Origin of the sequence: Streptomyces sp. NPDC051921, assembly GCF_040680975.1 — a bacterium.
GTDB lineage: Bacteria > Actinomycetota > Actinomycetes > Streptomycetales > Streptomycetaceae > Streptomyces.
Genome location: NZ_JBFAXU010000022.1, coordinates 75,696 through 99,740, shown reverse-complemented (window position 1 = coordinate 99,740; position 24,045 = coordinate 75,696). Strand labels below are relative to the sequence as shown.

The following is a 24,045-nucleotide window of genomic DNA, read 5'->3' as shown; positions in this document are numbered from 1 at the left end:
GCAGAGGGTGTGGCGGCACACGGAAGGCTTGGCGAGTTGATCTACGGCGCAATGAAGTTCTCCATCGGAGGGTCCCTGAAGCTCGCCTTCAGGCCCTGGGTGGAGGGCCTCGAGAACGTCCCCTCCGACGGGCCGGCGATCCTCGCGAGCAACCACCTCTCCTTCTCCGACTCCTTCTTCCTGCCGGCGGTCCTCGACCGCAAGGTGACCTTCATCGCGAAGGCCGAGTACTTCACCACCCCGGGCGTCAAGGGCAAGCTGACGGCCGCCTTCTTCAAGGGCGTCGGCCAGCTCCCCGTCGACCGCTCCGGAGCCCGCGGCGCGGGCGAGGCGGCGATCAAGGCCGGCATCGAGGTCATCGAGAGCGGCGGGCTGTTCGGGATCTACCCCGAGGGCACCCGCTCGCCCGACGGACGGCTCTACCGCGGCAAGCCCGGCGGCCTGGCCCGCGTGGCGCTGGCCACCGGAGCGCCGGTGATCCCGGTCGCCATGATCGACACCGAGAAGATCCAGCCGCCCGGCAAGGTCGTGCCCAAGCTGATGCGCCCCGGCATCCGGATCGGCAAGCCGCTCGACTTCACCCGCTACCAGGGCATGGAGGGCGACCGCTTCATCCTGCGCTCGGTGACCGACGAGGTCATGTACGAGATCATGAAGCTGTCCGGCCAGGAGTACGTCGACATCTACGCGACGGCCGCCAAGCGCCAGATCGCGGAGGCCGAGAAGGCCGCCAAGGAAGCCGTCAAGGCCGAGATCGCGGCGCGGGAAGAGTCCGGCGCCTGACCCCTGAGGGGGCGCACGGGGGTGGGGGAGATGGCCAGGCGCGAACGTGTCGTGCGCATGTCGGTCGAGCAGCCGCTGTGGCGCGCGCTCACCGCCTACCGCGTCCTGACGATGGTCTACGCGGTGCTGATCGGCGTCCTCGGACGCGAGCGGTACGAGAGGCCGCTGGTCCTCGTCGCCTTCCTCGCCGTGATGTGCGTGTGGACCCTCGCCACCCTCCCCATGGTGGCGAACGCCAGGAGCTGCACCAAGCGCTTCCTCGTCGCCGACCTCACCGTCGCCCTCACCGGCATCCTGCTCACGCCGGTCGCCGACCTCGACGCCCAGTCGGTCGACGGCCCCACCCTGCCGACCATATGGACCGCCGGCGCCGTCCTCGCGTACGCGATCAAGGGCGGCTGGCGCTGGGCCGGCTTCGCGTCCTCCCTGGTCGCCGTGGCCAACATCATCGAACGCGCCGAGCCCAGCCGGGACACCCTGCACAACGTGCTGCTCGTCTGGGTCGCCTCCATCGCCATCGGCTACGTCGTCGAGGTCGCCCGCGCCTCCGAACGCACCCTCGCCCGGGCCCTGGAGATCGAGGCGGCCACCCGCGAACGGGAACGGCTCGCCCGCGACATCCACGACAGCGTGCTCCAGGTCCTCGCCATGGTGCAGCGACGCGGCACCGCACTCGGCGGCGAGGCGGCCGAACTGGGCCGTATGGCCGGCGAGCAGGAGGTCGCCCTGCGCACCCTGGTCGCCGGCGGCCTGACCCGTCCCTCGCACGTCTCCGAGGACGAGTCCGAGGGCGCGTTCGTCCGGCTGGTGGAGGAGCCCGACGAGGACGCCGCCACCGGCGGCGACGTCGACCTGCGCGGCCTCCTCGCGCCGCGCGCCGGGTCGCGGGTCACCCTCGCCGACCCCGGCACCCCCGTCGTCCTGCCGGCCCGGGCCGCCCGCGAACTGGCCGCCGCCGTGGGTGCCGCCCTGGACAACGTGCGGGTGCACGCGGGGGACGGCGCCCAGGCGTGGATCCTGGTCGAGGACTGGGGCGACGAGGTGATCGTGACGGTCCGGGACGACGGTCCCGGCATCCCCGAGGGCCGTCTCGACCAGGCCGAGGGAGAGGGCCGGATGGGCGTCGCCCTGTCCATCCGGGGCAGACTGCGGGATCTCGGCGGCAGCGCCGAGCTGATCTCGGTCCCCGGACAGGGCACCGAAGTGGAACTGAAGGTCCCGCGCACACCGCGGGAGCGGCGGGGGAAGGCAGGAGCGAAGTGAGCGAGCAGCAGGCGGACCGGCAGCCGGTCAAGGTCATGGTCGTCGACGACCACCCGATGTGGCGGGACGCGGTCGCCCGCGACCTCGCCGAGGCGGGCCTGGCCGTGGTCGCCACGGCCGGGGACGGGGAGCAGGCCGTGCGCCGCGCTGCGGCCGCCGCTCCCGACGTCCTCGTCCTCGACCTGAACCTGCCCCTCAAGCCGGGCGTCCAGGTCTGCAAGGAGCTCGTCGGCGCCGACCCGGCGCTGCGGGTCCTGGTGCTCTCGGCCAGCGGCGAGCACGCCGACGTCCTGGAGGCCGTGAAGTCCGGCGCCACCGGCTATCTGCTGAAGTCGGCCAGCACGGAGGAGCTCATCGACGCGGTGCGCCGTACGGCCGTCGGCGACCCCGTCTTCACGCCCGGCCTGGCCGGTCTGGTCCTCGGCGAGTACCGGCGGCTCGCCGCCGAGCCCGCCCCGGCCCACGGCGCCGACGAGCCCAAGGCCCCCCAGCTCACCGACCGGGAGACCGAGGTGCTGCGCCTGGTCGCCAAGGGCCTCAGCTACAAGCAGATCGCCGAACGGCTCGTCATCTCGCACCGCACGGTGCAGAACCACGTCCAGAACACCCTCGGCAAGCTCCAGCTGCACAACCGCGTCGAGCTCGTCCGCTACGCCATCGAGCGCGGCCTCGACGACGCCTGATCCCCCTTACGGGGGCGGGCGATTCACTCTCTTCGCCGTGTCAGGGTGACCCACGTCACCACTAGCGTGGGCGGCATCCCCCCACGTACGGCGAAGGAGTGCCCATGCGCGTCGGTGTGCTGACCGGCGGAGGAGACTGCCCCGGACTCAACGCGGTGATCCGTGCCGTCGTCCGCAAGGGCGTCCAGGAGTGCGGCTGGAGCTTCACCGGCTTCCGCGACGGCTGGCGCGGGGTCGTCGACGGTGACACCGCAACGCTGGACGTCCGGGCCGTCCGCGGCCTCCTGCCGCGCGGCGGCACGGTGCTCGGCGCCTCGCGCACCGACCCGTTCACCGCCCCCGACGGCATCCGCCGGATCCGCGAGAACCTGGCCAAGCACCGCGTCGAGGCCCTGATCGCCATCGGCGGGCGCGGCACCCTCGGGATCGCGGCCCGGCTGCACGCCGAGCACGGGCTGCCGCTCGTGGGCGTCCCCAAGACCATCGACAACGACCTCTCGGCCACCGACTGGACCTTCGGCTTCGACACCGCCGTCGGCATCGCCACCGAGGCGATCGACCGCCTCCACACCACCGCCGACTCGCACCGGCGGGTCCTCGTCGTCGAGGTCATGGGTCGGCACACCGGCTGGATCGCGCTGCACGCCGGACTCGCCGGCGGCGCCAACATCATCCTCGTACCCGAGCAGCGCTTCGACCTCGACCAGGTCTGCGCCTGGGTCGCCTCCCGCTTCCGGGCCACCTACGCCCCCATCCTGGTCGTCGCCGAGGGCGCGCGGCCCAGGGGCGGGGGAGCGGTCGAGGGGCACGCGGGATCGGTGGGGGCGTGGCTGGCCGCGGCGATCGAACGCCGCACCGGCAAGGAGGCGCGCACCACCGTCCTCGGGCACGTCCAGCGGGGCGGCAGCCCCAGTGCCTTCGACCGTTGGCTGGCCACCCGCTTCGGGCTGCACGCCGTGGACGCCGTACGGGACGGGGCGCACGGCACGATGGTCGCGCTGCGCGGTACGGAGGTGGTCCGCGTACCGCTCGCCGCCGCGACCGCCCGCCTCAAGACGGTCGACCCGGCGCTGTACGCGGAGGCAGGGGTCTTCTTCGGCTGAGCCACGGGCCTGACGGCCCGTATATTCGCTCCGTAAGCAGCGGAAAGCGGCATATCGCCATCGGAGGGGCTCGTGGAGATCCTGGCATTCGGTGTACAGAAGGACGAGAAGCCGCTCATCGAGAAGGCCTTCGCGGGGCACTGCGAGGTCCGCTGCGTGGGTCTCTTCCTCAGCGAGGACACCGCCCCCATCGCCGCCGGCCACGAGATCGTCTCCACCAGCGTCAACGCCGACCTCGACCACCAGGTGCTGCGGACGCTCGCGGACGGCGGCACCCGGATGATCGCCCAGCGCTCCACCGGCTTCAACAACATCGACCTCGATGCCGCCGAGCGCCTGGGCCTCACCGTCGCCCGTGTCTCGTACTACTCGCCGTACTCCGTCGCCGAGTTCGCCTGGACGCTCGCGACGGCGGTCAACCGGCGGATCGTCCGTGCCTCCAACCGGACCCGCGACTTCGACTTCCGGCTCGACGGACTCATGGGCCGCGACCTGCGCGGCCGCACCGTCGGCGTGCTCGGCACCGGCAAGATCGGCGAGGCCTTCACCCGGATCGCCCACGGCTTCGGCATGAACCTGCTCGGCTGGGACATCGCCGAGAACCCCGCCTGCGTCGAGCTCGGCATGAAGTACGTCGACAAGGAGCGGCTCTTCGCCGAGGCCGACCTCATCAGCCTGCACGTCCCGCTGCTCCCGGCCACCCGGCACCTCGTCGACGCCGCCGCCCTGCGGACGATGAAGGACGACGCGATCCTGGTGAACTCCAGCCGCGGCGGCCTCGTCGACACCGAGGCGCTCGTCGGCGAACTGCGCGCGGGCCGCTTCACCGGCGTCGGCCTCGACGTGTACGAGGCGGAGGCCGGGCTGTTCTTCTTCGACAAGTCCCTCGCGGGCGTCGAGGACGACACCCTGGCCCGCCTGGTGACCTTCCCGAACGTCGTGGTCACCTCCCACCAGGCGTACTACACGGTCGAGGCGGTCCGCCAGATCGTCGACGCCACGGTCCGGAACGTCCTCGACTACACCGCGGGACGGCGCAACGAGAACGTCCTGGTACCGAGGGCGTAGCGGTCTTCCGGGCCTCAGACGAGGACGCCCGCCAGCAGTGAGGCGGTGACGGCGGCCCCGTCCGTCGTCAGGACCGACTCCGGGTGGAACTGCACACCCGCGAAGCCCGGTCCGCGCAGCGCGTGCACCTCGTCCGTCGCCGCGTCCCGGCTCACCTCGATCCGGTGCAGGGCCAGTTCGGTCGCCGTCCGGTCGTCGCACCGTGCGGTGAAGCTGTTGTAGAAGCCGACCGTGCGCTCCTGACCGAACAGGTCGATCCGCACCTGCGCGCCCTGGAACGGGGTCTTCTTGCGGACGATCTCCAGGCCCAGCTCGGCCGCGATCAGCTCGTGCCCGAGGCACACCCCGAGCAGGCCGTACCGGTGGTCGCGCAGCAGTTCGGCCGTCAGGCCGCGCAGGAAGCGCATCTTCGGGTCGGCCGCGTCCTGGGGGTCGCCGGGACCGGGGCCGAGCACCACCGGGCCCTCGTGCGCGAGCGCCAGCGCCCGCAGGCCCGGCTCGTCGTAGCGGAGCACCGAGACCTCCAGGCCCGAGGAACGCAGCAGGTGCGCCAGCATCGCGGTGAAGGTGTCCTCCGCGTCGATCACCAGCGCGTGCCCGGACAGCTCCGCCGAGCGCGCCTGCATCCTCAGCCAGAACGGCGCCAGGTCCGCGCGCCGCGCGTCGAGTGCCGCCCGCACCCGGGGATCGTCGGCGAGGCGTGGCGGCACCGCGGTCCCGTCGCCCGGCCGGCCCTCGCGCACCCCGAGCGCCGCCAGCACGCCCGCCGCCTTGGCGTGGGTCTCGGCGACCTCGCCCGCAGGGTCGGAGTGCCGGACCAGCGTGGCGCCCACCGGCACCCGCAGCGTCCCGTCCGCCGCGATGTCGGCGGTGCGGATGAGGATGGGGGAGTCGAGGGTCTGCGCCCCGTTCCCGTCGTTCCCGAGGAGCGCCAGTGCCCCCGCGTAGTAGCCGCGCCCGCCGGCCTCGTGCCGCTCGATGACCCGGCAGGCGTTCTGCAGCGGGGAGCCGGTCACCGTCGCCGCGAACATCGTCTCGCGCAGCACCTCGCGCACGTCGAGCGACGACCGGCCGCGCAGCTCGTACTCCGTGTGGGCGAGATGGGCCATCTCCTTCAGGCGCGGCCCGATCACCACCCCGCCCCGGTCGCCGACCGTGCACATCATCTTGAGCTCCTCGTCGACCACCATCGACAGCTCCTCGGTCTCCTTGCGGTCGGCGAGGAACGCGAGCAGGTCCTCGGGGGTCGGCGCGGCGCCCTCCGGGTAGCGGTAGGTGCCGCTGATCGGGTTCATCACGACCGTGCCGCCGGCCATGCGCACGTGCACCTCGGGGCTGGCGCCGACCAGCGTCCGGTCGCCGGTGTGCACCACGAAGGTCCAGTACGCGCCCCGCTCGCCCGAGAGCAGCCGCCGGAACAGGGCCAGCGCGTCGGCCCGCCCGAAGCCCGGGATCCCGCCGGTGTAGGTGCGCCGGATGACGAAGTTGGCGCCCTCGCCGCCGCCGATCTCCTCGTCGATCACGCGCCGCACGATCCGCGCGTACTGCTCGTCGGAGACGTCGAAGCCGCCGCCCTCGACCCGGACGTCATGGGCCGGCAGCTGTTCGAGGGCTTCGGAGAGCGGCAGCTCGTACGCCTCCTCGGCGACCAGCACGGCGAGCGGGGTGCCGTCGTCGCGGACGTCGAAACCGCGCTCGCGGATCTGCCGGAACGGCACCAGGGCCAGCGTCGGCCGCGGACCCACCGGCAGGTCGGCCAGGCGCTCGGCCTCGTGCACCGGGCCGATCAGCACCTCGACGGTGTCGTGGTCCCGGCCGGGGGTGCGGCGGCGCAGCAGGGCGAACGGCGGGGCGGAGTCGTCGAGGAGGCGGGAGAGGTCCATGGGGCGTCGTTCCTTCCGTGGAGATCGGGGAGATCGGGGAGAGGAACGGCCTCGCGGGTACGAGAAAGGCCGCCCCTCGGGCGGCCTTCGCGTGGTTTCGTGTACGCGCAGTCAGTGGGCCGCCGGATGAGCGGTCCACCACCAGTTCTGGGTCTGGGTGGGCGTGTACATGGGGGCACTGTAGCGCGGTGACGGTCCGTCGCGCGCCCCGGTCCACGGTGCGGACCGGGGCGCCGCGGTCGCGGACCGGTGTCAGACGATCAGGTGGTACGTCTGCCGGCCGGGGGCCGACGCCCGTCCGGGTGGCGTGGGGGGCGGTGGCGCCGCCGGTGCCCTTGCAGAGCCAGAGGACGCCCGACGCCTCCCGGCCGACCTGGTCTGCGGTGGCGCCGCCGGTGCCCTTGCAGAGCCAGAGGACGCCCGACGCCTCCCGGCCGACCTGGTCGGCCGCGGCTACGGTCAACGCGCGAACCCACGGAAGGTGTCGGGCGCATGTCCGGATGGCGGGTCCGTGTCTCAGCCACTGGGCAGCGGGACGAGACGGGGCGAAGACCCCGTACTGTGGTCCACGTGACCGTGAACGCTGATACCCACGCCGTCGCCAAGGCGACCTGGCGAGACCTGCCCGCGGCGCAGCAGCCTGAGTACCCCGATGCCGAGGCTCTGCGCGATGTGATCGCGGACCTCGAGTCGTATCCTCCGCTCGTCTTCGCCGGCGAGTGCGACCAGCTGCGCGCCCGGATGGGAGCCGTCGCCCGTGGCGAGGCGTTCCTCCTTCAGGGCGGCGACTGCGCCGAGGCCTTCGACGCCGTGTCCGCCGACCACATCCGGGCCAAGCTGAAGACCCTGCTCCAGATGAGCGCCGTCCTCACCTACGCGGCCTCCGTGCCCGTGGTGAAGGTCGGCCGCATCGCCGGGCAGTACTCCAAGCCCCGTTCGAAGGGGACCGAGACGCGCGACGGCGTGACGCTGCCGACCTACCGCGGCGACTCGGTCAACGGCTTCGACTTCAACGAGAAGGCCCGCGTCCCGGACCCCGAGCGCCTGAAGCGGATGTACCACGCCTCCGCCTCGACGCTGAACCTGGTCCGCGCCTTCACCACCGGTGGTTACGCCGACCTGCGCCAGGTGCACGCCTGGAACCAGGACTTCGTGAAGTCCTCCCCGTCCGGGCAGCGCTACGAGCAGCTCGCGCGGGAGATCGACAACGCGCTGAACTTCATGAAGGCCTGTGGCACCGACCCGGCCGAGTTCAAGGCGGTGGAGTTCTACTCCTCGCACGAGGCGCTGCTGCTCGACTACGAGGGCGCGCTGACGCGCACCGACTCCCGCACCGGCAAGCTGTACGACACCTCCGGCCACATGGTCTGGGTCGGTGAGCGCACCCGGCAGCTGGACCACGCGCACATCGAGTTCTGCTCGCAGATCGCCAACCCGATCGGCATCAAGCTCGGTCCGACCACCACGGTGGACGAGGCGCTGACGTACATCGACCGCCTGGACCCCGAGCGCGAGCCGGGCCGGCTGACCTTCATCGTCCGCATGGGCGCCGACAAGGTCCGCGACAAGCTCCCCGAGCTGGTCGAGAAGGTCACCGCCTCGGGCGCGACGGTCGCCTGGGTGACCGACCCGATGCACGGCAACACCTTCGAGGCCGCCTCCGGGCACAAGACCCGTCGCTTCGACGACGTCCTCGACGAGGTCAAGGGCTTCTTCGAGGTCCACAAGGAGCTGGGTACCCACCCGGGCGGCATCCACGTCGAGCTCACCGGTGACGACGTCACCGAGTGCGTGGGCGGCGGCGACGAGATCTTCGTCGACGACCTGCACCAGCGCTACGAGACGGCCTGCGACCCGCGGCTCAACCGCAGCCAGTCGCTCGACCTGGCCTTCCTGGTCGCGGAGATGTACCGCGATCAGTAAGGAGCTTCCTACGACGATGGGGCGCGGATCCATGTGATCCGCGCCCCATCGTCGTAGGAAGGGCTTTTGCGCCACTCACCCGCCGGGTAAGGTTAGGTTAGCCTTATCGGTCTAGGCGGGAGGTGAACCGCGTGTACGTCTGCTCATGTTTCGCAGTCACGGAGAAGCAGGTCAAGGAGCACGCGGAGGCCGGTGCCTGCACGCCCCGCCAGATAGCCTCGGCCTGCAAGGCCGGTACCGACTGCGGTTCGTGTGTACGACGCATTCAGGCCATCCTCGGGCGCGGCAACTGCCCGCGACGTGAGCTCGTGGACCAGGGCATGCCGGCCCTGGCGGCCGAGGTCGCCGAGATCTCCGAGGTGACCGAGCTGCGGGAAGCCGCTTAGCCCGTCCGGGTGATGCGGAGGCTTCCTCGGGTCAGCTCGGCTGCTCGATGAGCGTCGAGCAGTACAGTGCCTCGCCCAGCTGCTCGATCAGCTCCAGCTGCGTGTCGAGGTAGTCGATGTGGTGCTCCTCGTCCGCCAGGATCTCCTCGAAGAGGTTGGCCGACGTGATGTCGCCCTTGGCCCGCATCACCTCGATCCCGCGCTTCAGCCGGTCGATCGCCTCCACCTCGACCAGGCGGTCGGCCTCGAACATCTCCTTGACCGTCTGGCCCACGCGGACGTGGAAGAGGCGCTGGTAGTTGGGCAGGCCGTCCAGCATGAGGATGCGCTCGGTCAGCTTGTCCGCGTGCTTCATCTCGTCGATGGACTCTTCGCGGGTGTACTTGGCGAGCTTCGTCCAACCCTTGTTGTCCTGGATGCGGTAATGCAGCCAGTACTGGTTGATCGCCGTCAGCTCGCCGGTCAGCTGCTCGTTGAGGAACTCGAGGACCTCGGGGTCGCCCTGCATCGCTTCAGGATCCTTCCACGCATGTCGGTGCCGCCACTGGGCAGGATGGCCGCATCCTTGCAGCGCTTATGGGTGGCGTCCAGTAAGTGCAGACTTACTATGGGTTGCCTAATTTGTCGGAATATCGCAGGGTTGTCGAGGCATGGCTGGTCATGACCACCCCTCGCGGTCTGTCACCATGGATGACATGGGTCAGCCGGAGGGCGGAGCACGCCGGGAAGAAGCAGCGGCGGCGTCGGATCTTCCTCCGGGGCAGCGGCTCCAGCGCGGCTGGCCGGTGACCCACTACGGTCCCGTTCCGCGCTTCAAGCCGGACCGCTGGGAGTTCCGGGTCTTCGGTGCGACCGCCGACGGCGACAAGCGCTGCTGGAACCACGAGGAGTTCTCCGCGCTGCCGTTCGCCACCGTCGTGGCCGATCTGCACTGCGTCACGAAGTTCAGCATGCTCGGGGCCGAATGGGGCGGCGTGCCCGCCCGGACGCTCCTGGAGCTCGCCCCGCCGGCGCCCGGGGTCACGCACGTGATGGTCTGGGCGGAGTACGGCTACAGCGCCAACATGCGGCTCGCCGACTTCGCGTCCGAGCGCACGATCTTCGCCACCCACAAGGACGGCGAGCTGCTCACCGCCGAGCACGGCTTCCCGCTGCGGCTCGTGGTGCCCCACCTGTACGCGTGGAAGGGCCCCAAGTGGGTCCGGGGCGTCGAGTACATGGCCGCCGACCGGCGCGGCTTCTGGGAGGAGCGCGGGTACCACAACATCGGTGACCCGTGGACGGAGCAGCGCTACTCGTACCAGGAGGAGCCGGGCGACGGCCCTGAGCTCTGACGGGCGTCGCGCCCGTCGGTTCGCCTCAGTGGTGGTACTGGTGGACGACGGCGTGGCCCTTGCCGCGGCCGATCATCCACTTGTTGACCGGCGTGGTCAGGACGAAGGCGACGCCGAGTGAGATCGCCAGGACGATCCAGAACAGCGGCTCCGACAGGTGGGCGTCCATGGCCCCCGGCCAGAGTGCGATGACGCCGTTGTCGATGATCTCCATGACGGCGATGGACAGGGTGTCGGCGGCGAGCGCGACCTTGAAGGCGGTCGCGAAGTCCACGCCGGCCTTCAGGATGCCGCGCAGGGTGAGCGCGTAGCCGAAGAAGAACGCCAGGACGATCGCGAGCGCCATCGTCGGCAGGTTCCCCCAGCCGAGCGCGGTGCCGATGATCATGCCGAGCACCTCGCCGATGGCGCAGCCGGTGAGGCAGTGCAGCGTGGCCTGGGCGGCCATGGCCCAGGAGACCTTGCCGTGCCCCTGGTGGTGGTGGCCTTGCGGATGCCCACCGTGTTCCTGGTGGCCCTGATGTCCACCGTGTTCCTGGTGATGGGCGTGGTGATCGTGGTGGTCGTGGCCCGCGTGCGTCTGGTGGTGCTGCTCGTGGTGACCTTCGTGGGCGACGGCTTCGGTGTGCTCGTGGTGACCGTGTGCGTCGTGCATGATGATGCCCCCAAAGCCAGGTGTACGGTTCCGCCTACTCACGGAACCGTATACCCCCCCAGGGTATTCCTCAACGGAGTTTCTTCAGCAGCTCCACGTCCGCCCGGTGCCCCTGGGGCCCGCCCGGCGTCTCGATGATCAGAGGTACGCCCTCGGTCGCGGGATGGCTCAGGATCTGGCGGAACCCGTCCTGGCCGATGTGACCCGCCCCGATGTTCGCGTGCCGGTCCTTGTGCGCGCCCACGACGTCCTTGGAGTCGTTGGCATGGATCAGTTTCAGCCGTCCTTCGCCGATCACCGAGACCAGCTCGTCCAGCGTGCGGGTCGCCCCGTCCGGGCCCGTCAGGTCGTGGCCCGCCGCGAAGATGTGACAGGTGTCGAGGCAGACGCCCAGCTTCGGGTGCCGGTCGAGCGCGTCGAAGTACGGTCCGAAGTCCTCCGCCCGCGAGCACAGCGAGAAGCCCTGGCCGGCCGTCGACTCGATGAGCAGGTCCGGGTCGTCCTCGTGGGTCAGCTCGTCGAGCAGCGGCAGCAGCCGCTCGCGCACCTGCGCCAGCGCCACGGCCCGCGGCCGGCCGCCGGTCGCGGAGCCGGTGTGCACGACCACGCCCCTGGCGCCGATCTCCCGGCCGCGCCGCAGTGAGTGCCGCAGCGATTCCACGGACCTGTCGACGGTGGCCTCGGTGTGCGAGCCGAAGTTGATCAAGTAGGGGGCGTGCACCCAGGCCGACAGGCCCTCGTCCGCGCAGGCGGCCCGGAAGAGCTCGTCCTGGACCGGATTGCCGGTCGGGGTGGCCCAGCCGCGCGGGTTGGCCACGAAGACCTGCACGGTCTCGGCGCCGAGCTCGCGGGCGTAGCCGAGCCCGGTCGCGGCGAGGCCGCCGGCCACCGGGACATGGCCGCCGACGGGGTTGCGCACGGGTTCGCGCATGAGTGCCTACAGTCCCTTGATCGTGATCGTGACGGTGGAGCCCTCGGCGGCGGTCGAGCCACCGTCCACGGACTGGCCCGAGACGGTGTCGCCGAGGAACGGGAAGGTCTTCTCGACCTTCACCTCGAAGCCGGCGCCCTCCAGCTCGGCCTTGGCCTCGCTCGTCGACATGCCGACGACGTCGGGCACCTCGATCATCCGCGGACCCTTGGAGACGGTCAGGGTGATCGTGTCGCCCTTGGCGGCGCGGCTGCCCTCGGCGAGGGACTGCGCGGCGACGGAGCCGACGTCCTCGGGCGAGTTGATCCGCTCCGGCGCGACGACGACCTTCAGTCCGGCGTCCTGGAGCGCGGCGGTCGCGTCGGCCACCGTCTCGCCCGTCACGCCCGGCACGTCGACCGGCACGCCCTTGCTGACGACCAGCGCGACGGCCGAGTCGGGGCTGCGCTCGGTGCCCGGCTCGGGGTCGGAGCTGATGACCGCGCCCTGGGCGACGGACTCGCTGAAGGCGTACGTGACGACCCCGGGAGCGAGCCCCTCGTCCGCGAGCCGCTTCCTGGCCTCGGGGAGCGGGGTGCCCTTGAGGTTCGGGACCTTCACGATCCGCGGTCCCCGGGAGAGGGTCAGCGTCACCGTGCCGTTGTCGCGGATCCGGTCGCCTGGTGCCGGGTCGACGTCCATGACCGTGCCGCGCTCGTACACGTCGCTGAACGCCCGCCCGGTCGTGCCCACGTCGAGCCCGGCGTCCGCGAGCCGCTTCGTGGCCTCCGCCTCGGTCTGGCCGAGGACGGCCGGGACCCGGGTGAACTGGCCGGAGTTGATGTACCAGACCCCGGTCCCGATCCCGAGCGCGAGCAGCACGGCCGCGACGATCAGCAGCGGCCCGCGCGGGCGCCGCCGGGACGCCGCCGGGGCGGCGGGCGGCGGCGGGGGCAGCAGGCTGGTGTGCTCGACGGGCAGGGGCTGCACGCGCGGAATGACCGACGTCCGGTCGTCCTCACCGCCGCCCTCCTGGGCCCGGGCCTGCGGAGGCACGGCGTCGAGCTGTTCGTCGCCGAGCGCGGCGCGGCCCGCCCGGACCTGGGCGAGCAGGGCGACGGCGTCGTACGGCCGCAGCTCGGGGTCGCGGGCCGTGGCGCTCGCCACCAGCTCGTCCAGTTCCCGGGCGAGCCCGGGGACGGCGCCGGAGGGGGCGGGCACGTCGGTGTTGAGGTGCTGGTAGAGCACCTGGGCCGGGGTGTCGCCGGAGTGCGGCTTGGCGCCGGTGAGCATCTCGTACAGCACGACCCCGCACGCGTACACGTCGGCGCGGGTGTCGGCGGTGCCGTGCTCGATCTGCTCCGGGGCGAGGTACGAGACGGTGCCGAGGACGGCACCGGTGGTGTCGGTGGCCGAGCCGACGGCCCGGACGAGCCCGAAGTCGGCGACCTTCACCCGGCCGTCGTCCCCTATCAGCACGTTCTCCGGCTTCATGTCGCGGTGCACGAACCCGGCCCGGTGCGCGGCGCCCAGCGCGGCGAGCACCGGCTCCAGGATGTCGAGCGCCGCCCGCGGCCGCAGGGCGCCGCGTTCGCGCAGCACGTCGCGGAGGGTGCACCCGGCGACGTACTCCATGGCGAGGTACACGTAGGCGCCGTCCGCGCCCTGGTCGAAGACCCCGACGACGTTGGGGTGCGCCAGGCGGGCGACGGACTTGGCCTCGCGCATGAACCGCTCCACGAACGCGGCGTCCGTGGCGAGGTCCGGGTGCATCACCTTGAGCGCGAGTTCCCGGTCGAGCCGGGTGTCCAGGGCCCGGTAGACCGTGGCCATCCCGCCGACGGCGATGCGCGCGTCGACGCGGTAGCGGCCGTCGAGCAGCCGCCCGACGAGGGGGTCCTGAAGGGTCGTGTCCACGGCGTCGAGTCTACGAGGGCCCGCACCCGCCCCCCGCCCGTCGCCCCGGGACTGCAGCCCAGCTGTGACGCGGGCCGCGGCCCCGGGGCGCGCGGAGCGGTCAGAAGGCCGGGCGTTCCGGATCCAGCCGGGCGCGGCCGTCGCGGGGCGAGGAGGCCTCCGCGAAGTGGCGGCGGGGGATGCGGCCCGCGCGGTGCGCGAGGCGGCCGGCCTCGACCGCGTGGCGCATGGCCTCCGCCATGAGGACCGGCTCCTGGGCCCGGGTCACCGCGGAGGCGAGCATCACCGCCGCGCAGCCCAGCTCCATCGCGAGCGCCGCGTCCGAGGCCGTTCCGGCTCCGGCGTCCAGGATCACCGGTACGCCGGCCCGCTCCACGATCAGCTGGAAGTTGTGCGGGTTGCGGATGCCGAGGCCGGAGCCGATCGGCGAGCCCAGCGGCATGATCGCCGCGCAGCCCACGTCCTCCAGCTTCTGTGCGACGACCGGGTCGTCATTCGTGTACGGAAGGACGACGAAGCCGTCGTCGACCAGCGTCTCCGCCGCGTCGAGCAGCTCCACCGTGTCCGGCAGCAGCGTCCGCTCGTCGGCGATGACCTCCAGCTTGATCCAGTTCGTGCCCAGGGCCTCGCGGGCCAGCCGGGCCGTGAGCACCGCCTCGCCGGCCGTGAAGCAGCCCGCCGTGTTCGGCAGCACCCGGATGCCGAGCCGCTCCAGCACGGACAGGACCGAGCCGCGCACGTTCGGGTCCAGGCGGCGCATGGCCACCGTGGTCAGCTCCGTACCGCTCGCCACGAGGGAGCGTTCGAGCACGTCGAGGCTGGGAGCCCCGCCCGTGCCCATGATCAGGCGGGACGAGAAATCCGTGCCGCCGAGCGGGAAGACGTCGTCGGACATGGCGCTCAACCTCCCTGCACCGCGGTGAGGACCTCGACCCGGTCGCCGTCGCCGAGCAACGTCGTGGCCCACTCGCCGCGCGGGACCACCGTCTCGTTGAGGGCGGCGGCCACCCCGGAGGGCGCCGCGGTGAGGGTCGCCACGAGTGCGGCGAGGGAGACGGGGCCGGTGAGGGTGCGGGCCTCACCGTTGACGGACACGGTCACGGAGCCGCGCACGGACGCGTGCGCGGTGGCGTTCGGGGACTCGTTCAGGGGCGCGTTCATGCGTGCTCCAGGTGCGCGGGGGAGAAGCGGCGGGCGGTGAAGGCGCGTGCCTCGTCGGGCAGCGTGCCGGAGGTCAGCGCGTCCGCCATGACGTCGCCGGTGACGGGGGTCAGCAGGACCCCGTTGCGGTAGTGGCCGGTGGCCAGGTGCAGCCCGGGCAGGGCGCTGGGGCCCAGCAGCGGCGCGTTGTCGGGTGAGCCGGGCCGCAGCCCGGCGCGGGTCTCGGTGAGCGGCAGCTCGGTGATGCCGGGCACCAGCTCGTGCGCGTCGCGCAGCAGCTCGTACACCCCGCCGGCGGTGACGGTGGTGTCCCAGCCGAGCTCCTCGCTGGTGGCGCCGACGACCAGTTCGCCGTTCTCGCGCGGCACGAGGTAGACGTGGCTGCCGCGGACGACCGCGCGGACGGTCCGGGAGAGGAACGGGGCGTAGGCGGGCGGCACCCGCAGGCGCAGCACCTGACCCTTCACCGGCCGCACGGGCGGCAGGACCTCCGCCGGTACGCCGTCGAGCCGGCCGCTCAGGCTGCCCGCGGCCAGGACCACCTGCTCGGCGTCGAGCGCGGTGCCGTCGGCCAGGGAGGCGCCCCGGGCCCGGTCCCGCTCCACCGTCAGGCGCTCCGTCAGGGCCCGGTGGAAGACCACGCCGGCCCGCTCGCAGGCCGTCACCAGCGCGTCGGCGAGCCGGCGCGGGTCGACCTGGTGGTCTCCGTCCACGCGCAGTCCGCCCCGGACGCCCGGGGCCAGCATGGGCTCCAGACGGCGGCACTCGCGGCCGTTCAGCCACTCCGAGGACAGCCCGCAGCGGGTCTGCAGGGCGTGCAGCTCCCGCAGGTGGGCCCGGTCGTCGGCGTCGAGCGCGACGGCGAGGGTGCCGCAGGCGCGGTAGCCCACGTCATGACCGGTGGCCTCGGCGAGCTCGTCGACGAAGCCGGGGTAGCGTCGGGCGGACTCGAGATTGAGCCCGAGCAGGGTCTCCTCGCCGTAGTGGAGTTCGGTGACGGCGGCGAGCATCCCCGCCGCCACCCGGGCGGCCCCGCCGCCCGGTTCGGGGTCGGCCACGGCGGTGCGCAGTCCGCGTTGCGCGGCCCGCCAGGCCGTGACCAGGCCGATGATGCCGCCCCCGATGACGAGGACGTCAGACGTGGTGCGTGTACGCGACATGGGCGTCCAGCCCCTCCCTTCGCCGGCATGACCCGGATCAGGTTCGTACGGTCGGAGGCCGGCCAGCCTCCCTCTCAGCCCGGTCGTCCGGGCTCCCGCGAGTGCTTTACGGCGGCCAGACTAACCGCCGTCGACCGAGCGCCACAGGGCCCCTCCCTTCCTGACGGTCCGTCAGATGCGTAAGGTGGTCGGGTGAGCGAGCGGAGGCGGACACAGTGAGCGAGCAGCAGCAGGCACCGGCGGACGAGCGGCGGGCGCCGCGCCCGGCCGGACGGCACGTCGTGATCGTGGGCGCCGGGATGGCGGGCGTCCAGACCGCCGTCGCCCTGCGCGAGCAGGGCTTCGCCGGCCCCGTCACCCTCATCGGCGCCGAGCCCCACCAGCCCTACGACCGCCCGCCGCTCTCCAAGGCCGTCCTCCTCGGCAAGGCCGAGGACTCCGCCTTCGACGTCGACTTCGAGGCCCTCGACGTCGAACTCCGCCTCGGCGTCGAGGTCACCGGCCTGCGCGCCGCCGACCACGAGGTCGACACGGAGACCGGCCCCGTCCCTTACGACACGCTCGTCGTCGCGACCGGCGCCCACCCGCTCACCCTGCCCGGCAGCGAGGGCGTCCCCGGTGTCCACCTGCTGCGCACCCTCGACGACGCCGCCCGGCTCAAGCCCGTCCTGGAGAGCCGCCACGACATCGTCGTCGTCGGCGCCGGCTGGATCGGCGCCGAGTTCGCCACCGCCGCCCGCCAGGCAGGCTGCGCCGTCACCGTCGTCGAGGCCGCCGACCGCCCCCTCGCCGGCGCCCTGCCCGCCGAGGTCACCGCCCCCATGGGCGCCTGGTACGCCGAGAGCGGCGCCGAACTCCGGCTCCACGCGCGCGTGGAGCACGTCGAGGAGGGCAGGGTGGTCCTCACCGCCGACTCCACGGACTTCGGCGCCACCGGCGCGCCGCGCGAGCTGCCCGCCGACGCCGTCGTCGTCGGCATCGGCGCCCGCCCCGCCACCGGCTGGCTGGAGCGCTCCGGCGCCGCCCTCGACCCGAGCGGCGCGCTCACCGCCGACGACCGCCTGCGCACCTCGCTGCCCGACGTCTACGCCGTCGGCGACTGCGCCTCCTTTCCCTCCGCCCGCTACGGCGAGCGGCTCCTCGTCCACCACTGGGACAACGCCCTCCAGGGCCCCCGCACCGTCGCCGCCGACATCCTCGGGGCGGCCGCCGCGCCCTACGACCCGGTGCCCTACTTCTGGTCCGAGCAGTTCGGCCGCTTCGTCCAGTACGCGGGCCACCACGGCGCCGCCGACACCCTGCTGTGGCGCGGCGACCCGGCCGACGAGGCCTGGACGGTGCTGTGGCTGCGCGAGGACGCGCTCATCGCCCTGCTCGCCGTCGGCCGCCCCCGCGACCTCGCCCAGGGGCGCAAGCTGATCGAGCAGGCCGCGCCACTCGATCCGGCGAAGGCCGCCGACCCCTCCGTCCCCCTGAAGGCGGCAGTCCGGTAGGCCCGACTACCGACTGTCAGTCCGGGATGGCACGCTTGTCACGTGACCGAGATTGACGCAAAGACCGATGCTCTCGTCCCCGCCTGGCTCTACCTCCCCGACATCGCGGAAATGCTCGACGTCGAGGTGACGCGCGTGCGGCAGCTGGTCAAGGAGGGCCAGCTCATCGCCGTCCGCCGCGGTGAGCGCAAGGTGCTGCAGGTGCCTGCCGCCTTCATCCAGGGCGACAAGGTGGTCAAGGGCCTCGCCGGGACCCTGACCCTGCTGCGGGACGACGGCTTCAGCGACGAAGAGATGCTGGAGTGGCTCTTCACTCCGGACCCGACCCTGCCCGGCACCCCCGCGCAGGCCCTCGGCGAGAATCGCGGCACGGAGGTGAAGCGCCGCGCCCAGGCGCTCGCCGTCTGACGCACGCTCGCCGAGCAGTCCCACAGCACCCGCGGGTGCCGGGCCGGCCCTCGTGGCCGCCCGGCACCGGCACCACCCACCAGGGGGGAACGATCATGTCCACGCCTCGCGCACAGCTCGCCGACGCCCGGCTCTATCTGTGCACCGACGCCCGGAAGCGGCAGGGCGACCTGCCCGCCTTCCTCGACGCCGTCCTCTCCTCCGGCGTGGACATCGTGCAGCTCCGCGACAAGGGCATGGAGGCCGGCGAGGAGCTGGAGCACCTGGCCGTCCTCGCCGAGGCCTGCCGCCGCCACGGCAAGCTCCTCGCGGTGAACGACCGGGCCGACGTCGCCCACGCCATCGGCTCCGACGTGCTCCACCTCGGCCAGGGCGACCTGCCCGTGCCGGCCGCCCGCGCGATCCTCGGCGACGACGTGCTCATCGGGCGGTCCTGCCACGCCGAGGAGGAGGCGGCCGCGGCCGCCTCCGAGCCGGGCGTGGACTACTTCTGCACGGGCCCCTGCTGGCCCACCCCCACGAAGCCGGGGCGGTACGCGCCCGGCCTCGACCTCGTGCGCTACGCGGCCGGCCTGGCCCAGGACCGGCCCTGGTTCGCCATCGGCGGCATCGACGAGACCAACCTGGACGAGGTCCTGGACGCGGGCGCCCGCCGGATCGTCGTCGTCCGCGCGATCACCGAGGCCGACGACCCGGCCGCCGCCACGGCCTCCCTCGCCAAGCGGGTCCGCGAGCGCCTCGTCTGAGCACCGCAGCGACAGGAGGCGGCCCGGGGAACCCCGCGCCGGTCCGAAGATCGTCTGACGCGTCCTGCGGACCGCACGGCGAGCCCCGAAGATCGTCCCGGCGCGGCGTGGAGATCGTCCCCGCCGGGGGCGAAGATCGTCCCCCCCGGGGGTGAAGATCGTCCTCGCCGGGGGTGAAGATCGTCCTCGCCGGGGGTGAAGATCGTCCTCGCCGGGGGTGAAGATCGTCCCGGTCCGTGCGGAAGATCGTCCGAACGGAGGGCGTCTCGGTGTCCGGAAAGGTGTCCATTTCGCGGACACGGCTTCACCCGGCCCTTGGACCCCGTCTAACCTGCCCGTATGGCCCTTGGTACCGCTTCCGTCCGCTCGGACCGTGCTCGCACGGTCCGCGACATCCTTGCCGCCGGTCGGACCTCGTACTCCTTCGAGTTCTTCGCCCCCCGGACCGAGAAGAGCGAGCAGAGCCTCTGGAACGCGATGCGCCGGATCGAGGCGGTCGCGCCGAGCTTCGTCTCCGTGACCTACGGCGCGGGCGGCACCACCCGCGGCGGCACCGTCAAGGCCACCCAGAAGATCGCCTCCGACACCACCCTCACCCCGGTCGCCCACCTCACCGCCGTCGACCACTCGATCGCCGAACTCCGCAACATCCTGGGGCAGTACGCGGACGCCGGCATCAGGAACATGCTCGCCGTCCGCGGTGACCCGCCGGGCGACCCGCTCGGCGAGTGGGTCGCCCACCCCGAGGGCGTGCGCTACGCCGCCGACCTCGTCCGGCTGATCAAGGAGTCGGGCGACTTCTGCGTGGGCGTGGCCGCCTTCCCGGAGATGCACCCGCGGTCCACGGACTGGGACACCGACGTCCGCCACTTCGTGGACAAGTGCCGGGCCGGCGCCGACTACGCGATCACCCAGATGTTCTTCGACCCCGAGGCCTATCTGCGGCTGCGCGACAGCGTCCAGGCGGCCGGCTGCGAGACCCCGATCATCCCCGAGGTCATGCCGGTGGTGAGCGTGAAGACGCTGGAGCGACTGCCCCAGCTGAGCAACGCCCTCTTCCCCGAGAATGTGAAAGAGCGCATCCTCGCCGTCAAGGACGATCCGGCCGCTGTACGCTCCATCGGTATCGAGTTCGCGACGGAGTTCTGCGCGCGTCTGCTCTCCGAGGGTGTCCCCGGACTGCACTTCATCACGCTGAACAACTCCAAGGCGACGCTCGAGATCTACGAGAATCTCGGACTGCACCAGCAGTCGTGACCGGCCACACCCGCCCCGACCCGCGGCGGTGGCCGTAGGAGAGGGGCGGGCATGGGGTGGACGGTCCTCTACGTCGCGTTCGGCGTCGTGGCCTTGTGGCTGCTCGGTGAGGTGCTGCTGCAGTACAAGGCGCGGCTCCGCTGGCGGCTGCTCGCGTTCGGCGGCTTCCTCGGCGTGGTGATCGGCGTGCTGCTGCCGTCGGTCCTGGTCATCGTGATCGGAGCCGTCGCCTTCGCCGTCGGCCAGACCTATGTGACCCTTTCCTTCCGGCGCGGCTTCTCCACCGGCTGGGCCCTGGGCGGCAGCCCGGGCGCCAGCCGCCGCCGCAGGTCCGGCAATCCCGAGGCCCAGGCCGCCGGACCCACGCTGGAGGTCAGCGACCTCGCGTACGAGCCGGCGGACCACGCCGACGAGGACCTCCTGGCCGCCGCCGGGACGACGTCCGTGTACGAGCCCCAGCCGATGCCCGAGGACACCGGCCAGTACGCCGTCTACGGCACCTCGTACGAGCAGCAGCAGTACGCCGACCCCTACGCGACCGGGTACGAGCAGCAGCCCGCCTACGACTACGGCGCGGGCGCCCAGCAGCAGTACGCCGCCTACTCGGACCCGTACATCGGCCAGCAGTACGCCGACGCCGGCCAGCAGTACGGCGCCTACCAGCAGCAGCCGTACGCCGACCCGTACGCGCCCTCGTACACCTACGACACCCCGCCCGGCGGCGTCTGGGTGCCGCAGCAGCGGGACACCGACGAGCAGCACCAGCAGCACCAGCAGCAGTACGGGTACGGCGAGGACCAGCAGTACCGCTACTAGGGGGTGCTGCGAAGGCCGCGGGCGACCTTCGCGACATCCCTCCGAGGCCTGTCGTGCGGATCGGGCCGACCAGGCCCTGTTGCCCCGGCCGGCTACCGCGAGCCGCGGAAGTCCGCACCCTCCACGATGAGCCCGGTGACCAGCGCCCCCGACATCCCGGCGTGCGCGAGCCCGCCGCCGGGGTGGGCCCAGCCGCCGGCGAAGTAGAGGCCGGGGAGCAGGGAGGCGTTGCCCTCCGGGAGGTACCGCCCGCCCGCTCCCGCCAGGGCGGGCCCGGGCACCTCGGCCACGCCGGTCTCGTGGACCGTGTGCTCCGGGGTGCGGACCTCCTGCCACAGCAGCCGCTCCCGGAGTTCCGGCACGGCCGCCTCCGTCTGCCGCAGCATCCGCTCGGCGAACGCGTTCCAGTCCTGGCCGCCCCCGGTGCGCACGGTCGCGGTGACGGTCGCCGACTCGTGGGCGTCGTCCGGCCGGAGGGCCGCGTCGTCCGGCCGCAGCACGGTCACCGTCGGCAGCTCGCCGGAGCCGTGCACGAGCGTGCGGTGCGCGGCGCCGGGCTCGCGGGCCCCGCGCAGCGCCAGACAGACCGTCACCCGCCCGGTCGCGTCCGGGGCGAACGGCCGGAGCTCCGTGCCCTCCGGCACGATCAGCCGGTCCTCGGCATGGTGCGAGGGCACCGGCGCGCCCGACACCACGTGGTCCGCCTCGACGAGCTCGCCACCGGCCACTTCCACCCCGCACGCCCGGCCGTCCTTCTCCAGGACCCGCTCGACGGACGCGTCGAAGACGAACTCCACCCGCCGCTGCCGGCACCGTTCGTACACCGCGTCCGCGAGCGCGCGGACACCCCCGGCCACGTACCAGCTGCCGAAGGTCTGCTCCATGTACGGCAGCACGGCCGCCGCGGCAGGAGCCTCGGCCGGGTCGAAGCCGTAGCTCCAGGCGTACGAGTCGAGCAGCGCCATCAGGCGTGGGTCGCGCAGCTCGCGGGCGCCGATCCGGGCCAGGGTGGTCGTCGGGCGGCGCAGCAGGCCCGCCTTGAGGGCCGGGTAGGGCTCGCGGCCGAGCGGCGTGAGGTCCTCGGGCTGCGGCTCCTCCAGGAGCGGGCGGCGCGTGCGGTCCCAGGCCTCGCGGGCGCGCACCATGAAATCGCCCCAGCGCTCGCCCGTACCCTCGCCGAGTGCCGCGTCCAGGGCGGCGACCGTGCCCGCGCGCGAGGCGTTCGGCAGGTCGACGCGGGTGCCGTCGGCGAAGACGTGCCGGCTCGCCGGGTCGACCTGGGTGAGCGTCACGCACTCCTCCAGCGGCTGCTTGCCGGTCTTCACGAACAGATCGCGGTAGACGGCGGGCAGGTGCAGCAGACCGGGGCCGGTGTCGAAGCCGAACCCGTCCCGCTCGAAGCGCCGGACCGCGCCTCCGTACGTCCCGCTCCGCTCGTACACCGTCACCCGGTGCCCCGCGACGGCCAGCCGGGCGGCCGCCGCCATGGCGCCGAGTCCCGCGCCGATCACCACAATCCGTGCCATGTGAGCGACCCTATCCGGCCGCTCAGAAATGCTCCGAACCGTCCGTCGCTGCCGGCTGCCGCCCGCCCGGGGGCGACAGGCGGCGCTCCTCGCGGCGCTGGGCGCGGCGGCGCCAGAAGCGCCGGATGCGCTGGGCGAGGAAGGCCACCACGGCCAGACCGACCGCGAGCAGCGTCGCCGCGATCACGGCGGCCGCGACCGGATGGAAGACGGCGAAGGTGATGACCCCGGCGACGGCGAGGTCCTCCGCCGTGGACACGGCGATGTTGGAGAGCGGCTCGGGCGAGGTGTTGACCGCCATCCGCGTCCCGGCCTTGACGAAGTGACTCAGCAGGGCGGTGGTGCCGCCGACCGCGCCGGCGGCCAGCTCCGGCAGCGAGCCGGACTGGCCGGCGAGCAGCGCGGCCACCACCGCCCCGCTGACCGGCCGGATCACCGTGTGGACCGAGTCCCACACGGAGTCGACGTACGGGATCTTGTCCGCCACCGCCTCGCACAGGAACAGCACCGCGGCGGCGATCAGGACGTCGGGCCGTTGCAGCGCCTCGGGCACCTCGTCGGAGAGACCGGTCGCGCCGAAAACGCCGAGCAGCAGGACCACCGCGTACGCGTTGATCCCGCTCGCCCAGCCGCTCGTGAAGACCAAGGGGAGTACGGACACGTCCGCGATCGTAGCCAGCCCTGAGTACCCGTACCTAGGAGTCGAGATGAGTAGGTACGCGGATGGGCCGTGACCTGCGCGGAAGGGAGAGTGGAGGCACGGAAGGGGCGCGGCTCCGGGACCGCCGGCACGGGGCGGCGGAACGGGGTCGCGCGCCTGCCGGTACGGGGGAACGGGGGTGCCTCGGACGCGCCGGAAGGTGCGGAGGGGTACGGAACGAGCGCCGGTCCGGCGAGGCTCGGGGGGATCGAGCCTCGCCGGACCGGCGTCTTCTCCTGCGGGCCGCCGGTTGCCTCAGCAGCCGCTCACCCGTCCGTGCAGCAAGCGCGAGAGCGCCGCGTGCACGTCCTCCAGGGAGCGTTCGCTCTGGAAGGCCTGCCAGTCGAGCGCGGCCACGAGCACCATGCCGACGAGGGCGGACGCGGTCAGCGGCACGTCGATCTCGTCGGTGAACTCACCGGCCGCCACACCGTCGCGCAACACGTTCTCGACGACCGCGACGGCCTCCTGACGGACCACCAGCAGGGTGGAGTTCCAGGCCCGTCCGGTGCGCCAGAGCTCGGCCACGTACAGCTGGGTGAAGGCCGGGTAGCGCTGGATGAACACCAGACCGGCCTTGATCATCGCGTCCAGCGCCTCGATCCGGCTGCCGCCGCGCCCATCGGTCTCCTCGGCCGCCGCCCTGAGGGAGGCGGCGAGGAGCGAGACGCCGTGCCGCAGCAGCTCCTCGAAGAGCTCGGTCTTGCTCTTGAAGTTGTAGTAGACCGTGCCCTTGGCCACTCCCGCCCGCTCGGCGATCTCGTCGACCGTGGTCGCCGAGAAGCCCTGCTCCGCGATGAGGGTGACGGCCGCTTCGTAGAGCTTCGCGCGGGTGGCCTGCCGTCTGGTGCTGCTGCTGTCCATGGGCTC

At 72.6% G+C, this 24,045-nt stretch carries 25 protein-coding genes and 1 riboswitch; of the genes, 13 read left to right on the top strand and 12 right to left on the bottom strand.

Translation table 11 applies throughout. The features are described 5' to 3' along the window. The first annotated feature begins 36 nt into the window (after positions 1–36). The 5 genes from AB0M16_RS26970 to AB0M16_RS26950 all read left to right on the top strand — a co-directional run bounded on the left by AB0M16_RS26970 (position 37) and on the right by AB0M16_RS26950 (position 4,900). Complete coding sequence (locus AB0M16_RS26970; RefSeq protein WP_365347271.1) at positions 37–783, top strand: lysophospholipid acyltransferase family protein; 747 nt, start codon at positions 37–39, stop codon at positions 781–783. Between the two features lie 30 nt (positions 784–813). Then, positions 814–2,046, top strand: coding sequence for a DUF5931 domain-containing protein (locus AB0M16_RS26965; protein ID WP_365347269.1), 1,233 nt, complete (start codon positions 814–816; stop codon positions 2,044–2,046). Then, positions 2,043–2,729 carry a response regulator transcription factor gene (locus AB0M16_RS26960; RefSeq protein WP_365347267.1) on the top strand — a complete coding sequence of 229 codons (687 nt, stop codon included), beginning with the start codon at positions 2,043–2,045 and terminating at the stop codon, positions 2,727–2,729. The genes AB0M16_RS26965 and AB0M16_RS26960 overlap by 4 nt, the downstream gene beginning before the upstream one ends. Positions 2,730–2,833: 104 nt before the next feature. Further along, complete coding sequence (locus AB0M16_RS26955; RefSeq protein WP_365347265.1) at positions 2,834–3,832, top strand: ATP-dependent 6-phosphofructokinase; 999 nt, start codon at positions 2,834–2,836, stop codon at positions 3,830–3,832. Between the two features lie 72 nt (positions 3,833–3,904). Continuing rightward, positions 3,905–4,900 carry a 2-hydroxyacid dehydrogenase gene (locus AB0M16_RS26950; protein ID WP_365347263.1) on the top strand — a complete coding sequence of 332 codons (996 nt, stop codon included), beginning with the start codon at positions 3,905–3,907 and terminating at the stop codon, positions 4,898–4,900. Between the two features lie 14 nt (positions 4,901–4,914). Here AB0M16_RS26950 and AB0M16_RS26945 read toward each other — a convergent pair whose 3' ends face one another. Both AB0M16_RS26945 and AB0M16_RS26940 read right to left on the bottom strand, forming a co-directional pair. Then, positions 4,915–6,783, bottom strand: a complete 1,869-nt coding sequence (locus AB0M16_RS26945; protein WP_365347261.1) for an anthranilate synthase family protein — start codon at positions 6,781–6,783, stop codon at positions 4,915–4,917. Positions 6,784–6,894: 111 nt separating this feature from the next. Next, on the bottom strand, positions 6,895–6,954 hold the full coding sequence (locus AB0M16_RS26940) for a trp operon leader peptide (RefSeq protein ID WP_365347399.1): 60 nt from the start codon (positions 6,952–6,954) through the stop codon (positions 6,895–6,897). Positions 6,955–7,353: 399 nt separating this feature from the next. On the opposite strand from AB0M16_RS26940, the gene AB0M16_RS26935 reads away from it, so the two are divergent. Continuing rightward, positions 7,354–8,706, top strand: coding sequence for a class II 3-deoxy-7-phosphoheptulonate synthase (locus AB0M16_RS26935; protein ID WP_365347259.1), 1,353 nt, complete (start codon positions 7,354–7,356; stop codon positions 8,704–8,706). Between the two features lie 122 nt (positions 8,707–8,828). Beyond that, on the top strand, positions 8,829–9,092 hold the full coding sequence (locus AB0M16_RS26930) for a (2Fe-2S)-binding protein (protein ID WP_365347257.1): 264 nt from the start codon (positions 8,829–8,831) through the stop codon (positions 9,090–9,092). A gap of 31 nt (positions 9,093–9,123) precedes the next feature. Here AB0M16_RS26930 and bfr read toward each other — a convergent pair whose 3' ends face one another. After that, positions 9,124–9,600 (bottom strand): bacterioferritin, encoded by a 477-nt coding sequence (bfr, locus tag AB0M16_RS26925; protein ID WP_365347255.1) that lies wholly within the window; start codon positions 9,598–9,600, stop codon positions 9,124–9,126. A gap of 178 nt (positions 9,601–9,778) precedes the next feature. Between bfr and AB0M16_RS26920 the strand changes: the two genes are divergently transcribed. Further along, positions 9,779–10,426 (top strand): sulfite oxidase-like oxidoreductase, encoded by a 648-nt coding sequence (locus tag AB0M16_RS26920; RefSeq protein ID WP_365347253.1) that lies wholly within the window; start codon positions 9,779–9,781, stop codon positions 10,424–10,426. Between the two features lie 25 nt (positions 10,427–10,451). Here AB0M16_RS26920 and AB0M16_RS26915 read toward each other — a convergent pair whose 3' ends face one another. From AB0M16_RS26915 to thiO, 6 genes are all read right to left on the bottom strand, one after another. Next, entirely contained in the window at positions 10,452–11,081 is a 630-nt protein-coding gene (locus AB0M16_RS26915) for a DUF4396 domain-containing protein (RefSeq protein WP_365347251.1), read from the bottom strand. Positions 11,082–11,151: 70 nt separating this feature from the next. Next, positions 11,152–12,012, bottom strand: a complete 861-nt coding sequence (locus tag AB0M16_RS26910; protein ID WP_365347249.1) for a deoxyribonuclease IV — start codon at positions 12,010–12,012, stop codon at positions 11,152–11,154. A gap of 6 nt (positions 12,013–12,018) precedes the next feature. Beyond that, positions 12,019–13,908 (bottom strand): Stk1 family PASTA domain-containing Ser/Thr kinase, encoded by a 1,890-nt coding sequence (gene pknB / locus AB0M16_RS26905; RefSeq protein ID WP_365347247.1) that lies wholly within the window; start codon positions 13,906–13,908, stop codon positions 12,019–12,021. Between the two features lie 100 nt (positions 13,909–14,008). Next, positions 14,009–14,803, bottom strand: coding sequence for a thiazole synthase (locus AB0M16_RS26900; protein WP_365347245.1), 795 nt, complete (start codon positions 14,801–14,803; stop codon positions 14,009–14,011). A 5-nt stretch (positions 14,804–14,808) separates the two neighbouring features. Then, positions 14,809–15,069 carry a sulfur carrier protein ThiS gene (thiS, locus tag AB0M16_RS26895; RefSeq protein ID WP_365347243.1) on the bottom strand — a complete coding sequence of 87 codons (261 nt, stop codon included), beginning with the start codon at positions 15,067–15,069 and terminating at the stop codon, positions 14,809–14,811. Continuing rightward, complete coding sequence (thiO, locus tag AB0M16_RS26890; RefSeq protein WP_365347241.1) at positions 15,066–16,229, bottom strand: glycine oxidase ThiO; 1,164 nt, start codon at positions 16,227–16,229, stop codon at positions 15,066–15,068. The genes thiS and thiO overlap by 4 nt, the downstream gene beginning before the upstream one ends. After that, positions 16,227–16,338: riboswitch (TPP riboswitch) on the bottom strand. Its footprint overlaps the gene before it by 3 nt. A gap of 190 nt (positions 16,339–16,528) precedes the next feature. Between thiO and AB0M16_RS26885 the strand changes: the two genes are divergently transcribed. From AB0M16_RS26885 to AB0M16_RS26865, 5 genes are all read left to right on the top strand, one after another. Continuing rightward, on the top strand, positions 16,529–17,722 hold the full coding sequence (locus AB0M16_RS26885; protein WP_365347397.1) for an FAD-dependent oxidoreductase: 1,194 nt from the start codon (positions 16,529–16,531) through the stop codon (positions 17,720–17,722). A gap of 42 nt (positions 17,723–17,764) precedes the next feature. Then, positions 17,765–18,130, top strand: a complete 366-nt coding sequence (locus tag AB0M16_RS26880) for an Rv2175c family DNA-binding protein (RefSeq protein WP_365347239.1) — start codon at positions 17,765–17,767, stop codon at positions 18,128–18,130. 95 nt (positions 18,131–18,225) lie between these two features. Then, positions 18,226–18,876 carry a thiamine phosphate synthase gene (gene thiE, locus AB0M16_RS26875; RefSeq protein ID WP_365347237.1) on the top strand — a complete coding sequence of 217 codons (651 nt, stop codon included), beginning with the start codon at positions 18,226–18,228 and terminating at the stop codon, positions 18,874–18,876. Positions 18,877–19,215: 339 nt separating this feature from the next. Further along, complete coding sequence (gene metF, locus AB0M16_RS26870; protein WP_365347235.1) at positions 19,216–20,133, top strand: methylenetetrahydrofolate reductase [NAD(P)H]; 918 nt, start codon at positions 19,216–19,218, stop codon at positions 20,131–20,133. A 51-nt stretch (positions 20,134–20,184) separates the two neighbouring features. Continuing rightward, positions 20,185–20,949, top strand: coding sequence for a hypothetical protein (locus AB0M16_RS26865; RefSeq protein WP_365347233.1), 765 nt, complete (start codon positions 20,185–20,187; stop codon positions 20,947–20,949). A gap of 92 nt (positions 20,950–21,041) precedes the next feature. On the opposite strand, the gene AB0M16_RS26860 is transcribed toward AB0M16_RS26865, so the two are convergent. The 3 genes from AB0M16_RS26860 to AB0M16_RS26850 all read right to left on the bottom strand — a co-directional run bounded on the left by AB0M16_RS26860 (position 21,042) and on the right by AB0M16_RS26850 (position 24,039). Further along, positions 21,042–22,475 carry an NAD(P)/FAD-dependent oxidoreductase gene (locus AB0M16_RS26860; protein WP_365347231.1) on the bottom strand — a complete coding sequence of 478 codons (1,434 nt, stop codon included), beginning with the start codon at positions 22,473–22,475 and terminating at the stop codon, positions 21,042–21,044. Positions 22,476–22,497: 22 nt separating this feature from the next. After that, positions 22,498–23,136: a DUF4126 domain-containing protein gene (locus tag AB0M16_RS26855; RefSeq protein ID WP_365347229.1), complete on the bottom strand. Its 639-nt coding sequence runs from the start codon at positions 23,134–23,136 to the stop codon at positions 22,498–22,500. Positions 23,137–23,430: 294 nt separating this feature from the next. Then, a complete protein-coding gene (locus tag AB0M16_RS26850; protein ID WP_365347227.1) occupies positions 23,431–24,039 on the bottom strand; it encodes a TetR/AcrR family transcriptional regulator in 609 nt (202 codons plus the stop codon). Positions 24,040–24,045 lie beyond the last annotated feature (6 nt).

Bases quoted from the DNA above. Each gene is read 5' to 3' on its own strand.
- AB0M16_RS26965 (WP_365347269.1), top strand. From the start codon at position 814: ATGGCCAGGCGCGAACGTGTCGTGCGCATGTCGGTCGAGCAGCCGCTG.
- AB0M16_RS26955 (WP_365347265.1), top strand. From the start codon at position 2,834: ATGCGCGTCGGTGTGCTGACCGGCGGAGGAGACTGCCCCGGACTCAAC.
- AB0M16_RS26945 (WP_365347261.1), bottom strand. From the start codon at position 6,783: ATGGACCTCTCCCGCCTCCTCGACGACTCCGCCCCGCCGTTCGCCCTG.
- bfr (WP_365347255.1), bottom strand. From the start codon at position 9,600: ATGCAGGGCGACCCCGAGGTCCTCGAGTTCCTCAACGAGCAGCTGACC.
- AB0M16_RS26920 (WP_365347253.1), top strand. From the start codon at position 9,779: ATGGATGACATGGGTCAGCCGGAGGGCGGAGCACGCCGGGAAGAAGCA.
- AB0M16_RS26915 (WP_365347251.1), bottom strand. From the start codon at position 11,081: ATGCACGACGCACACGGTCACCACGAGCACACCGAAGCCGTCGCCCAC.
- AB0M16_RS26910 (WP_365347249.1), bottom strand. From the start codon at position 12,012: ATGCGCGAACCCGTGCGCAACCCCGTCGGCGGCCATGTCCCGGTGGCC.
- AB0M16_RS26900 (WP_365347245.1), bottom strand. From the start codon at position 14,803: ATGTCCGACGACGTCTTCCCGCTCGGCGGCACGGATTTCTCGTCCCGC.
- thiS (WP_365347243.1), bottom strand. From the start codon at position 15,069: ATGAACGCGCCCCTGAACGAGTCCCCGAACGCCACCGCGCACGCGTCC.
- thiO (WP_365347241.1), bottom strand. From the start codon at position 16,229: ATGTCGCGTACACGCACCACGTCTGACGTCCTCGTCATCGGGGGCGGC.
- AB0M16_RS26885 (WP_365347397.1), top strand. From the start codon at position 16,529: ATGGCGGGCGTCCAGACCGCCGTCGCCCTGCGCGAGCAGGGCTTCGCC.
- thiE (WP_365347237.1), top strand. From the start codon at position 18,226: ATGTCCACGCCTCGCGCACAGCTCGCCGACGCCCGGCTCTATCTGTGC.
- metF (WP_365347235.1), top strand. From the start codon at position 19,216: ATGGCCCTTGGTACCGCTTCCGTCCGCTCGGACCGTGCTCGCACGGTC.
- AB0M16_RS26865 (WP_365347233.1), top strand. From the start codon at position 20,185: ATGGGGTGGACGGTCCTCTACGTCGCGTTCGGCGTCGTGGCCTTGTGG.
- AB0M16_RS26860 (WP_365347231.1), bottom strand. From the start codon at position 22,475: ATGGCACGGATTGTGGTGATCGGCGCGGGACTCGGCGCCATGGCGGCG.
- AB0M16_RS26850 (WP_365347227.1), bottom strand. From the start codon at position 24,039: ATGGACAGCAGCAGCACCAGACGGCAGGCCACCCGCGCGAAGCTCTAC.